We start from the raw sequence: 12,957 nt of genomic DNA, 5'->3' as shown, positions 1-12,957 counted from the left end.
CCCCTACGCGCCCGGGCGGCAGTGTGCGGGCGGCTCGTCAACCAGGTTCGCGGCCGGGAGTTTGGGAGCGGAGCGTCTCGAGAGTGCGACAGGTGCGGTCGAGTTCGTCCTGGAGGCGGGGAGCGGTCTCGGCCAGTGAGGCCGGGTGTCCGGCACGCGCGTGCTCTTCCAACTCCCGGCAGCGGGCGGCGAGGCCCTCGGCGCCCATGTTGCCGGCCGCACCTCTGAGGCTGTGTGCCTGATCTGCGATCTCCTGCGTGTCGTGGCGGTCGAGCGCGTGGAAGAGTGAACTGGTCATCTCGGGGGCCCGGACGAGGAAGTGGTCCACCAGCCTGTCCACCAGTTCGTGCTCGGCCGGGGTGCCGGCGCCGCGTAGTTCGTCCAGCCGCTGCTCGATGGATGCGCGCAGGTCCTCGTTGTCCGCCTGTGGGTCGGCTGGGCGGACCCAGTGCGCGAGGGCTTGTTCCAGGTTGTCGGCGCTGACGGGTTTGGAGACGTAGTCGTCCATGCCCGCGGCCAGGCACCGTTCCCGGTCCTCGGCGAGGGCGCTGGCGGTCATGGCGATCACCGGCAGGTGACGGCCGTGGTCCCGTTCCCGGCGGCGCAGTTCCCTGGTGGCGCTGTAGCCGTCCATCCGGGGCATATGACAGTCCATGAGTACGGCCTGATAATCGTGTTCCTCGGTCATGCGCAGGGCCTGGGCGCCGTCGGCGGCGGTGTCCGTGCTGTAGCCGAGCCGGGTGAGCATGCCCTGGGCGACCATCTGGTTGATCTCGTTGTCCTCGACGAGCAGGAGATGACCCCGGTGGGCGGGCCGGGGCGTGCGGGGGGCCTGCGCTTTCGGAGCCGCTCTGGTCACCGGCGTTGTCCGGGTGGCCACTTCGACCAGGGCGTCCAGGAGCTGCGACTGGTGGATGGGCTTGGACAGGCTCTGGGCGATCCCGGCCGCCTGCAACTCGGCGGCGGGCGGCGGGGGGCCGGAGGTGAGCAGCAGCATGTGCACGCGGGCGAAGTTCTGATCGGTGGTGATCCGGCGGGCGAGTTCCAGGCCGTCCATGTCAGGCATGTGCATGTCGACAAGGGCGAGGTGGAAGGAGCGACCAGCGGCCTCTGCCTCGTGCAGAGCCACCAGTGCCTGGGGGCCGCCGGCGACCATGGCCGGCTGAATGTGCCATCTGCGCAGCTGCGTGTCGAGGATCAGCCGGTTGGTGTCGTTGTCGTCGACGACCAGGACCCGCAGCCCGCGAAGGATGTCGGGGTGGGGTGGGGGCGGGGGTTGTTCGGGGGCGTCGGGTGCGCGAACCGGTACCACGAAGGAGAAGGTGCTGCCCTGGCCGGGCCGGCTGTTGACGCCGATGGAGCCGCCCATGGCCTCGGTGAGCCTGCGGCAGATGGCCAGGCCCAGACCGGTGCCTCCGTAGCGGCGGGTGGTGGAGGCATCGGCCTGGGAGAAGGCGTCGAACATCCGTGCCTGATCGGCCTCGGCGATACCGATGCCTGTGTCGGCCACCTCGAATTGCAGCCACGGCGCCTGCTCTGCGGGTGAACGGGACGGGGCCGGGCGGGCACGAAGCACGACCTCGCCGGATTTGGTGAACTTCACCGCGTTGGACGCCAGGTTGAGCAGGATCTGCCGCAATCGGCCGGCGTCGCCAAGCACCATCGCGGGCAGGTCGGGATGGCAGTCGCTGAGCAGTTCGAGACCCTGGGCCTGGCCGGTCTGCGCCACCAGCGAGACGACTTCCTCCACCAGCACCTGCGGGCTGAAAGCGACCTCGTCCAGTTCGAGTTTGCCCGCCTCCAGCTTGGAGAAGTCCAGGATGTCGTTGATCAGCGACAGCAGTGCCGTGCCGGCGGCCTGAATGCCCTCGGCGTAACGTCGCTGCTCGGCATCCAGTTCGGTGCCCAGCAGCAGGTCGCTCAGCCCGATGACGCCGTTCATGGGGGTGCGGATCTCGTGGCTCATGGAGGCGACGAACTGCGACTTCGCCTGGGACGCGGCGATCGCCTGGTCGCGGGCCTCCGCCAGAGCGGCTTCGGCCTGTTTGCGCTCGCTGATGTCCCGGATGAAGGCGTTGAAGCAGCGCGCCTTCGCCGACTTCAGCCGCCACACCGCCAGTTCGACCGGGATCTCGTGGCCGTCGTGATGACGGGCGGTGAGTTCGACCTGACGGCCCAGCACATGAGACTCACCGCCGGCCAGCACCCTTTGCAGACCGGCCCTGTGCGCGGCGTGGTACCGGTCAGGAATGATCGTCTCCGTCAGCGGACGGCCCACCGTCTCGCGGTGGCTGAACCCGAACAGCCTCTCTGCGCTCAGGTTCCAGTCGATGACCAGGCCATCCTCGTCGATGGAGACGAAGGCGTCCCGGGCGGTCTCGATGACCGAACGTGCCTGATCCTGCAACAGCCGCAGCGCTTCCTCCCTGCGCCGCTGGCCTTCCGCCTCACGGACGAACCCGCGTACTTCGATCGGCTCGCCTGCGGGTCCCCGCACCACCCAGGACGTCAACTCCGTCCACATCGAGTGCCTGTCGGCATGCCGCAGACGCAGACACACCGACACCCGGCCGTCGCGGAGCAGATCCCGCTCCGCCCACTCGAATTCCTCCACATCGGCCGGATGGACCCAGGACTTCAGCGACGTCCCCACGATCTCCTCGACCGGACGGCCCAGCAATGCCTGCCCCGCGGCGGACACCTCCTGGTAGACGCCCTCCGTCGTCCGGCGGAAGACCATGTCCGGAGAGTTCTTGAGCAGCAGCCGAAACCGCTCCTCGTCGTCGGCCGCATACTGCCTTGGCCCGGCTTTCGATTCCGGTTCCATCGTCCGCCTCCACATGTCAGGCACGGCCACAAGGCGCGGCCGGGACCACCGAACAGACCGGTCGCGACGGTTTCGGTGCGGCGTGCGATGACGGAGATCAAGCGATCCGCTCGTCGGACATTTCCAGCAAAGAATGAACCACTGAAGATCGCAAATCGAGGAAGCGGACGCCGAGCCGGTGTTTACGGTCGGGCTACGGCCATCCGAGTAGCCCGGTTGCCAGGCACCCTCATGCCCATGGCTTCCGGTGCCGGCCTTCTGACGGCCGACGCGCACGTACCGGACTGCCCCTGCGGGGCTGGACAACTGAGGTCCGGTCAGGGCGGGGCCGGCCGCCGGGCGTCCCGGGAGGCCGCGGGGCGGCGCCGTTCAGGCGGAGCCCGCCCCACCGTCCGTACCGGTGAGCGGCAGCCAGGCGGTGATCGTGGTACCCCGGCCCTCTTCGGAGTTCACCTCCGTCCGGCCGCCATGGTTCGCCACGATCGTGCGCACGATGGTCAGGCCCAGACCGGTACCAGGGATGGCCTGTTCGGTGGCGTTCGAGGCGCGGAAGAACCGCTGGAAGAGCTTCTCCTGCTCGGCCGCGGGAATGCCGATGCCGGTGTCGCTCACGCTCAGCAGCGCCTCCCCGTCCTGCGCGCCCGCTCGTACACTGACTTTGCCACCGCCGCGGGTGAACTTCACCGCGTTGGACAGCAGGTTCATCAGGACCCGGTCGAGTTGTTCGCCGTCCGCCTCCAGCACCAGCGGCTGCTCGGGGCACCGCGTCTCCAGTGTGACCGAGGCGGCCTCGGCGGCCGGTTTGATCGCGTCGACCGCCGAGGCCACCAGCCGTCGCAGGTCGATCGGTCCCTTCTGGGAGGTGAACGCGCCCGACTCGATCCTGGAGAGCGTGAGCAGGTCCTCGATCAGTGTCCGCAACCGGTTGGCGTTGCGGTCGACGACGTCCAGCATGCGCAGCTGGGACGGGGAGAGCGGACCGGTGTCCTCGTCCTTCAGCAGCTCGATGTATCCCACGATGCTCGTCAGCGGGGTGCGCAGCTCATGGGAGACGGTGGACAGGAAGTCACTCTTGGCCTTGTCCAGGGCTCGCAGCTTGTCCACCAGGCCCGACTCCTTCTCGTAGAGAAGGGCGGTGTGCAGCGCCCGGCCGACACCGCCGGCCATGGACTCGGCGATGTCGACCTCGACCGGACGCCAAGGTCGGTCGGCGCTGGTACGGGCCACGGACACGGCACCGATCGGTTCCTCCCCCACCCCTATGGGGATGATCACCGCCGAGTGCAGGCCCAGCGCCGCCGCGGCAGCGCGGTTCTCCGCCGGCATACCGGTCGTCCCGAAGGAGCCGGGGGCACCAGGCATCGGCCTGGTGTCGGACACGTACTGGGGCAGGTCGGTGACCAGCCAGGCCGTTCCCCGCCGGTAGTGGTCACGGACCACGTCCGCCGGGAGCGTCGGTATGCGTCCTTGCTCCTCGTCGGGCAGCAGGCCGCGCTCCGCGGACCACACCCGGGCCACGGGAAACTCTGAACCGCCGTCCTCGGCGAGCAGGATGAAGACGTAGTCGGCCTGCATGACCTCGCCGATGCCGCGACACGACGCGTCGAGGACATAGCCGACCTCGAGGCGGTCCCTGATCCGGATGCCGGTCTCCCTCGCGGCCGTCGACAGTCGATGCCGTTCCTCCTCGACCGCCCGTAGCCGGTCGCTCTCGTCCGCGAGCACGTTGACCGACCGCGCCACCGCCCGGATCTCCTCCGGCCCCGTCACCTCGACCCGGGCCGCACGGTCTCCCGCGGTGAGCCGGCCGAGCGTCCACGCGGTTCTCCGCAGCGGCCCGGTCAGGGCGCGCGTGGCGTGCACCGACGTGTACACGGCCACGGCGAGGGCCACGACCAGCGCGGCGCCGAGCCCGGCCACGCCCGCCCGGATCACCGCGTCGGCGTTCCCCTCCAGACGCTGCTCTTCTTCGTTCAGCTCGTCGTTCAGACGGGCGTTGGTCGCCTCGAACGCGCCGAACCGCCGGCTGGCCTCCCGGGTGAGCGCGACGGCCTGCGCGCTTCCCGGAGTGGTGTGCGCCTGGTCGTCGGCCAGGCGCAGATAGGCCTCGATCTGCCGCTGCTGCGTCGCGAGATCGCCTTCGTCCGCGACCTCGTGGCCACGGACGCCCTCGATGATCGATGGAATGCCGTCCCGGGCCGCGCGGAAGGCGGCGAGCTCTCTCGGGTCGCCCGTGACCAAATAGCCCCGCATCGAACGCTGCACGCTGATGCCCGCGTTGAACAGGCGCAGATTGTCGATCTCGGCGGGGTGGATGCGGTCGCTGATCCGGTCGCGCTGGCTGTCCAGCACCAGCGCGCCGATCAGCGTACCGGCCCCGCACAGGGCGATCAGAAGGGTCAGCAGCCCGAACGCGAGGCCGAGCCGGTGCGCCACCCGGCCGCTGCCCTGCCTGGATGCACGGCTCATGCACGATCACCTCCGCTCTCCCTCTCCTGACCGGGAGAGGCGAATCCCGCACGGGTCATGGCACCCCACACCTGGGGAGACCCGCGCAACGCGTCCCACATGCCGCGCAGCCGCCACCACGCTGTCAACTGGCGGTATCCGATGTTCTCGACGACCACCCCGACGAGGGCTCCCCAGACGTCCCGCCACCGGGTGAAACGGTGGAAGGCGTACTCCTCCACACCGACCGACACCATGCTGACGACGATGGCGTAGGCGTAGGCGGCAAGCATGAAGCGCCAGAGGAAGTCGACGTTCACCGCACCGATCAGTACGCCGAGGGGTACGAGAACCAGTCCCGCGAGCTCCACCAGCGGGGCCAGGAGTTCGAAGACGACGTAGAAGGGCAGTGCCAGCAGTCCGATGCGGCCGTAGCGGGGGTTACCGATCATGCGGCGGTGCTTGAGCAGGATCTCCGTCAGGCCGCGGTGCCACCGCCGCCGCTGGCGGGCCAGCATCGTCAGCTTCGAGGGTGCCTCGCTCCAGGAGATCGGCTCGGCGACGAAGACGATGCGGTAGTCACGACCCTGCTCGCGCATGTGCCGGTGGAGGCGGATGACCAGTTCGGCGTCCTCGCCGATACAGTCCGGGTCCATCCCGCCGACCGCCACGACCGCGTCCTTGCGGAAGAGGCCGAAGGCCCCGGCGATGACCAGCAGGCTGCCGAGCTTGGACCATCCGGTGCGGCCGAGCAGGAAGGCGCGAAGATACTCGACGACCTGAACGCGTCCGAGCACGTCCGGGGGCACACGCGCCTCGACCACCCGCCCCGCGACGACGGTGCAGCCGTTGGCGAGGCCGACCACGCCGCCGGAGGCGACCACCCGCAGCGGATCGTCGCAGAACGGTTTGGCCACCGCGAGCAGCGCCTGGGAGTCGAGGATCGAGTCCGCGTCCACCATGCACAGCAGCGGATAGCGTGCCAGGTTGATGCCGACGTTGAGCGTGTCGGCCTTGCCGCCGTTGTCCTTGCGGGCCACCACCAGGCGCACCGGGCCGCCCCTCGGCAGATGGACCGAGGTGATCCTGCCGCGTACGGGGACGTCGTCGGGCACCACGTACTCCACCTCGGCGAGGTCGAAGGCGTCCCGCAGGGCGTCCAGCGTGCCGTCGGTGGAGCCGTCGTCGATGACGACGACCTCGAACTCCGGGTAGCGCAGCAACAGCATGGCCCGTACCGCTTCGACGATGCCGGCCGCTTCGTTGTACGCGGGCATGATCACCGAAACGGGTGGGGTGAGGGGGCTGGTGGCGGCCTCGTCATGGCCCGCGAAGGGAGCCCGGCGCAGCGTTCTGACGAACTCCCCGAGGGCGATCAGGATGAGCACCAGATAAGTGGTGTTGATGGCCAGGAAGTACGTGATCACCGCGCCGTCGCACACGGTGAGCAGCGAGTGCGCCGCGCCCAGCAGCGACGCCCACGGTTCGTCGGCCGCCGTGATCACAGAGCCACCTCCGCACGGACGTCGTGGCGTGCGGCCCCGACCGCCGATTCGGCGAGCACGGCTCTGGCCTGGGCGACGGCCTGTCGGCGGGAGTGGTCCTCGGCCACCGCGCGCAGCGCAGCCTGCCCTTCCGGGCCGAGCTGCAGCAGCGCGCGAGCCGCCGTGGCTGCCACATGTGGGTCGGGATCGCCGAGCAGCTCCGCCAGCGGGCCCGTCGCGGCGACGGCTCCCAGAGTGCCAAGGGCCCCGGCGCCCACCATGCGCAGCGCGACCGGCTGACCCGGCCGGACAGCCGCCAGCAGCGGCTCCAGGCCGTCGGGCATACCCAGTCGGCCCAGCGCGCGTGCCGCCTTGATGCGTACCTCGATCTGGGGGTCCTCGCCCAGTGCACGGGCGATCCCTGACGTGTGTGAGACCACGCCGGTCGCGCCGAGGACTTCGATGGTCACGGCTCTGGCGAGAGGTTCCGGATGTTCCAGTCCCGCGGCGACACTCCGCTGTGCCTCCGGTCCCAGGGAGACCAGCGCCCTGGTGACCACGGCGGGCGGCACCGCCCGCGGTCCGCGGAGGGCCTCGAGGAGGTACGGCACGGACTCCGGTCCCCCGCACCGGCCCAGCGCGCGTGCGGCGGCCAGGCGGACCTCGGGGTCGCGATCGGCCAGCAGAGGGCACAGCGACGGGGCGGCGGGACGGTGGCCCAGTTGACCGAGCACCTGCGCGGCGCGCCCCCGCCGGACCGCGCTGCGGCTCGACAGGTCGGAGACGGCGTCCACGGCGGCCCCGCGCAACTCGTACAGGCGGACCAGCGCCGTACGGGCTCCGCCGGCGACCTTCCCCAGCAGCGCCGTCAGGGTCGGCTCCAGGGCGGCCCAGGTCCGTCTGTCGATCTCCGTCAGCCGGTGCAGCAGCTCGGTCTGCTCGTCCCCTTCGGCGCACAGGACCTGCAGCAGGAGACCGCGCACCGGTGCCGCGATCCGCTCACGTCCGCGCTGTCGGTACCTGCGGACGAGGCGGTTGCCGAGGATCAGCAGGCTCAGCGCCGAGACGACGGCCAGCAGGCCCAGCAACGCGCCACTGAGGAGGCCGTTGGGCATCACCGTTCCACCCGGTTGAGCACCGCGGTCACCCTGCTGGACAGCTCCCGCGGGCTGAACGGCTTGATGATGTAGTCGTCGGCTCCCGCCGCGAAGCCGACCTCGACGTCCGCTTCCTGGGACCGGGCGGTGATCATGATGACGGGGAGCGTCGCGGTCTGGGACGCCGCGCGCAGCTCCCGGCAGACATCCAGACCCGACATGCCCGGCATCCGTATGTCGAGCAGTGCCAGGTCCACCGTGTTCTCACGCGCGGCCTGGAGCGCCGCCATACCGTCCTCCACGGCCGTGACCTGGTGACCGCTCTGGGTCAGCTTGAACGCCACCAGATCCCGGATGTCCGCGTCGTCGTCGGCTATCAGGACATGAGCCATTACTCCTCCTGTGACTCCTGGGACTCATGGGACTCCTGGGACTCAAGGGCCAGGGAGTTTCGGTAGGAGTCCACGAGCCGTGCCACGGCCGACTGCCGGAACGGTTTGGGCAGCACCTCGTCCGCGAGACCGACCAGATCTTCCCGGTCGAGCACCGAGGAGACGACCAGACGGCATCCCCTCGTCCGCTCGTCCGCCCGCAACCTGCGGACGACCTCCCGTCCGTCGATGCCGGGCAGCAACACGTCGACGACCGCGATGTCCGGAGGGTCGGCGAAAGCGAGCCCGAGCCCCTCTTCCCCCGAATACGCGACGGCCACGGGGCATCCCCGCTCGCGGAAGTGCCGCTCCAGCAGGGCGCTCACATCCTGGTCGTCCTCGATCACGAGTACGCGCGGTGGCAACATCACCGTCCTGTCCACGAAGTCAGACCGTCAGTCACAAGTTAGAACCAATAGTTCACTTTCACCACATATGACCCAACGATCCCGCTGGACACCGCCCCACCCCTCACCGACTGTGACGGACAGGCTCCGGGGGAGGACGGCGGATGAGCAGGCCCGGCCGCCCGGGCAGCGCGACGAACACGGTCAGCGCGAGCCCACCGGCTGGGCGAGGCGGCGGGCGGGCAAGGTGGCGGTGGGTATCGGGAGGCTGTCACGCGCGGTGCGGCGGAGGTGTCGCACGTACTGCTCTCGCGGGAGGAGAACGCAGCCGAGGTCGCGGACGTGCGGGCTGTCCCGCTGCGCGTCGAGCAGCTCGCCGCCGGCCTGTGCGAAACGCGCGGCGAGGTCGCTCACCGCGACCTTCGAGGCGCCGGGACGCCGGAAGAACATCGAGTCCATGCTGAAGACCGGTCCGACCCTGAGGCCGAAGACGCCGCCGATCAGATTGCCGTCCTCCCACACCTCGACGCTGTGAGCGTGACCCAGTTCGTGCAGGCGGATCAAGCTCGCGATCAGCTCCTCGGTGAGCCACAGCGGGACACGGTCGCCGCGGCATTCGCGGACGACCCGCTCGAACCCGCGGTCCAGGCTGGTCGACCACGGCAGCCGGTTGCGCAGCCGCCGGGCGAGGCTCCGGCTCAGGTGGGCAGCCGAGACGGGCAGCACCGGCCTGGGGTCGGGTGACCACCAGGAGACGGCGAAGGGATCGGCCAATTCCTCCCCCACGAGCCGGATGCCGCCCTCCTGGACCTGATCGGCGAAGACCACTTCGTTGAGGGCGCGGGTGTACTCGTCGGATGCCGGGAACGGATAGACCCCGGCGCGGTACGCCGCCAGGAGGCCGACGGGACTGAGGTCGGCGCAGAAGGCCACCGGACCGTCGGGCGCTGCTGCCTGCACGTCCAGTGCCTCCCAGCCGGGGCATCGGCTCACCACCGTGCCGCTCCCTGCCCTCGGTTGTTCACCTGCCGGACGGGCTCGGGCTGTTCGAGGTAGTGGATGTAGCGGTCCATCATCTCCGCGTCCACGGGCGGGATGTCGATCCCGGCGTCCACCAGTGCCCGTTCCGCGTTGTTGCGGGTGAACTCCGGGAAAACTCCCTGGAAGTACATCTCGCTCACGGTGATGTCGGCGTGGTGGCACAGGTCGACGAAGAGCGGGACGAACGGTGTTATCGCGTCGGTGGGGTGCCCGGCCGCGTACTTCACCAGAGCGGCGATCCACTCGGCGTAGGGGATCTTCTGCACCGGATATCCCCGCTGGCGCATGCGCTCGACCAGCGAATCCAGCAGGGTGGGACGGGGGTTGGTGAGGTGGTAGACCTCACCGCGCGCGGGTTGGCGGGTGGAGATGTGTCCGATTGCGCGGACGAGGCGGTCGGCCGGCAGGAAGTCCAGCGGCAGCCGGACGTCAGGGCACAGACCGGTCCGCGCGATGAAGCTGATGAGGGCGGCCATTTCGCTGCTGGTGTTCACCACGCCGGTACCGCTGCTGCCCGTGATGTCCATCAGGCGGTAGACGGCGACCGGCAAGCCCGCGTCGGATGCCTTCTTCAGCAGCGCCTCGGCGACCCATTTCGTCTCCACGTATCCCACCGACAGATGTTCCGGGAAGCCCAGGGGCGTGCTCTCGGTCACCTCGCGCACCCCGGCCGGCCCGAATCCGGCGAGCACCGCCATGCTGGAGGCGAAGTGGACGGGGACGGCCCTGCCGGCGGCGAGGCGGATGATCTCGTATGTTCCGTCGACGTTGACCGCGCGCAACTCGTGATACGGGTAGATGAAGTTGACCTGGGCGCCGAAGTGGTAGACGGCGTCGACGGTCGATCCCAGCTCCTCGAACCGGCCGGGAGACAGCCCCAGTCCGGGCTTGCCCAGGTCGCCGACGACCGGCTGGATGCGCGCGCTGGACAGATCGCTGAGGACGTACCGCTGGTGGCTCGAGCGGATCATCTCCATGCCGTGCTGCTCGTCCGAGGCCCTGACGAGGCAGAGGATCCGGCCCGTCGTGCTGCGCAGCAGCTCGTCGATCATGTGCGCGCCGCAGAATCCCGTCGCCCCGGTGAGAAGGACGTCGCCGGGGTGCCGGTGATCGGGAACCGGCGCGTCACGGCCCACCGCCGGAACGCGCCGATCGGTCTCCGAGGTGAAGTCGACGCTTCCGCCCTCCGGGTGGGTCAGTGTGCCGGCACGTGCCTGGCGAACGGACTCGGCGAACGCGGCGAGCATCGGCTGCCGCAGCAGCGAACGGGTCAGGTCGCGGATCTGTGTGACTCCGATGCCGAATATGACACGGGTCCGGGCGAGCATCTCCATGGCCAGCAGCGAGTTGCCGCCCAGCTCGAAGAAGTCGTCGTGCGGACGGACGTAGTCGACACCCAGGATCTGAGACCACAGCTGGGCCAGCCCCTGCGGCACGGGACGGTCGTCAGCGCCGGCCGTCGTCGCCGCGGTCCCGGATTGCGGCACGGCCCTGCGGTCGAGCTTTCCGCTGGGCGCGACGGGCAGCCGTTCCACCTCGTGAAACGCTGCCGGGATCATGTAGCCCGGCAGGACCTCGGCGAGTGCCGACCGCAGCCGTGCGCGCAGCGCCGCCTCGCCGCCGGCCGCCTGCGGCGAGGCCGGCGTGTAGTACGCGATCAGGTCCCGGTCGCCGTTCTCGCGTGTCCTGGCCACCACCATCGCCTGGCCGACCTCCGGGCGGGAGACGAGCGCGGCCTCGATCTCGGCCGGGTCGACCCGGAACCCGCGGATCTTCATCTGGTCGTCGATCCGGCCCAGGACTTCCAGGTTGCCGTCCGAGCGCCAACGGCCCAGATCCCCGGTGCGATACATCCGGTCCCCCGGCGCGGAACCGTACGGTTCGGGCAGGAACTGCCGTGCGGTCAGGGCGGGTTGCCGCCAGACACCACGCGCGAGCCCCTGACCGCCGACGTAGATTTCGCCGCGCTCGCCCGGCGGCACCGGGCGTAGTTCGGCGTCGAGCACGTGGACACGGTTGCCCTCGAGGGGCCTGCCGACCGGGGCGATGGCGGTGTCCGGCGCGGCGAGCGTTTCCTGGTTCAGGTCGCAGAGCGTGGAGGTGATGGTGGTCTCGGTGAGCCCGTAGGCGTTGACGAGCCGTGCACCGGGGATCCGGCGCAGAACGGCGCGGCAGTCCTTCGCGGTGACGATCTCGCCGCCGACGATGACGAGCCTCAGCGACGCGAGGATCTCGCCGCGGTCCGCCACGGAGACGATCCGGTGCCAGTAGGCGGGGGGCAGGTCGGCGACGGTGATCCCGAGCTCGGGCAGGCGGCGCAGCAGGTCGGTGGGCGCCCACGTCGGTGTTCCCGCGAGGATGAGCGTCGCGCCGCTGATCAGCGTGGCGAAGATCTGCTCCAGTGAGGTGTCGAAGCCGAGCGCCGCAGCGTGCAGCACCCGGTCGCAGGGCGTCAGTTCGTATGCCCGGGCCACCGCGGTGAGCGAGTGGGCCAGTGACCGGTGGCTGATCATCACCCCCTTGGGGGGCCCGGTGGATCCGGAGGTGTAGATCACGTAGGCGAGGTCGTCCGGCCGGGGGCCCTGTGCCGGCCGTGGTGCCTCCGGCGGCGCCTGCGTGGCCGGTGCTCCGGGGGGTTCGGCGTAGACGATCCGCGCCTCGCACCCGGCGAACATCGGGGCGTGCTCGCGGCTCGAGACGATGAGGCGTGAACCGGTCTCCCCGAGCAGTGCGACCATCCGTTGCCGGGGAGTCGCCGGGTCGAGGGGCAGGAACGCGCCTCCGGAGCCCAGCACCGCCAGCAGCGCGACGATCAGCTCGGGCACGCGGTCGAGGCACACGGTGACGACGGACTCCGCGCCGACGCCCGACTCCCGTAACCGGTCGGCAAGCCGGTCGGCGCGGCCGCTCAGCTCGGCGTAGCTGAGCCGACTGTCGTCCGAGAGCACCGCGAGAGCGGACGGCTCACGCCGCGCCCGCTCCCGGACCAGCTCAGGCACGGTGCTCGGCCAGGACTCCGGGGGCCGCCCCTCGGCGCGGGCGCTCGCGGGCCGCATGTCGGTCCACAGGCGGTCGACCAGACTCGCGCACCACGCGGCGGACGCCGGTCCGTCGATCCGACGCCACCCGGCCGGAATTCGGCGGTCGGCGTGCCAAATCGCGTACTGCTCCTCGTCGTTGCGCAGCACGACGCACGGTGCAGCCGACTCTGCCGGCAACTGTTCACGTTCCGTCACTCGGGCCTCCTGCCTTCGCGCGGCGCCCTGCGGAGCACGATCTGCG

8 protein-coding genes are annotated in these 12,957 nt (G+C 70.2%); all 8 read right to left on the bottom strand.

The window, feature by feature from the left end:
- Nucleotides 1–37: 37 nt before the first annotated feature.
- Nucleotides 38–2,827, bottom strand: coding sequence for a response regulator (locus ACWBNA_RS10135; protein ID WP_482703920.1), 2,790 nt, complete (start codon nt 2,825–2,827; stop codon nt 38–40).
- 369 nt (nt 2,828–3,196) lie between these two features.
- Complete coding sequence (locus ACWBNA_RS10130) at nt 3,197–5,296, bottom strand: ATP-binding protein (RefSeq protein ID WP_482703919.1); 2,100 nt, start codon at nt 5,294–5,296, stop codon at nt 3,197–3,199.
- Nucleotides 5,293–6,780, bottom strand: a complete 1,488-nt coding sequence (locus ACWBNA_RS10125; RefSeq protein WP_482703918.1) for a glycosyltransferase family 2 protein — start codon at nt 6,778–6,780, stop codon at nt 5,293–5,295. Before ACWBNA_RS10125 ends, ACWBNA_RS10130 begins: the two co-directional genes overlap by 4 nt.
- Complete coding sequence (locus ACWBNA_RS10120) at nt 6,777–7,874, bottom strand: HEAT repeat domain-containing protein (RefSeq protein WP_482703917.1); 1,098 nt, start codon at nt 7,872–7,874, stop codon at nt 6,777–6,779. The genes ACWBNA_RS10125 and ACWBNA_RS10120 overlap by 4 nt, the downstream gene beginning before the upstream one ends.
- The gene (locus ACWBNA_RS10115; RefSeq protein ID WP_482703916.1) at nt 7,874–8,248 is read right to left on the bottom strand and encodes a response regulator transcription factor; all 375 of its coding nucleotides are present in this window, start codon (nt 8,246–8,248) and stop codon (nt 7,874–7,876) included. Before ACWBNA_RS10115 ends, ACWBNA_RS10120 begins: the two co-directional genes overlap by 1 nt.
- The gene (locus tag ACWBNA_RS10110) at nt 8,248–8,670 is read right to left on the bottom strand and encodes a response regulator (RefSeq protein WP_482703915.1); all 423 of its coding nucleotides are present in this window, start codon (nt 8,668–8,670) and stop codon (nt 8,248–8,250) included. Before ACWBNA_RS10110 ends, ACWBNA_RS10115 begins: the two co-directional genes overlap by 1 nt.
- 168 nt (nt 8,671–8,838) lie before the next feature.
- Nucleotides 8,839–9,627, bottom strand: a complete 789-nt coding sequence (locus ACWBNA_RS10105; protein ID WP_482703913.1) for a leucyl/phenylalanyl-tRNA--protein transferase — start codon at nt 9,625–9,627, stop codon at nt 8,839–8,841.
- Complete coding sequence (locus ACWBNA_RS10100; protein ID WP_482703912.1) at nt 9,624–12,911, bottom strand: amino acid adenylation domain-containing protein; 3,288 nt, start codon at nt 12,909–12,911, stop codon at nt 9,624–9,626. The genes ACWBNA_RS10105 and ACWBNA_RS10100 overlap by 4 nt, the downstream gene beginning before the upstream one ends.
- Nucleotides 12,912–12,957 lie beyond the last annotated feature (46 nt).

The organism is Streptomyces sp. Q2, assembly GCF_056820935.1.
Note: the sequence above shows the minus strand (reverse complement) of the source record. Positions and strands in the feature narration are given on the sequence as shown.

Bases quoted from the DNA above. Each gene is read 5' to 3' on its own strand.
- ACWBNA_RS10115 (WP_482703916.1), bottom strand. From the start codon at position 8,248: ATGGCTCATGTCCTGATAGCCGACGACGACGCGGACATCCGGGATCTG.
- ACWBNA_RS10120 (WP_482703917.1), bottom strand. From the start codon at position 7,874: ATGCCCAACGGCCTCCTCAGTGGCGCGTTGCTGGGCCTGCTGGCCGTC.
- ACWBNA_RS10135 (WP_482703920.1), bottom strand. From the start codon at position 2,827: ATGGAACCGGAATCGAAAGCCGGGCCAAGGCAGTATGCGGCCGACGAC.
- ACWBNA_RS10130 (WP_482703919.1), bottom strand. From the start codon at position 5,296: ATGAGCCGTGCATCCAGGCAGGGCAGCGGCCGGGTGGCGCACCGGCTC.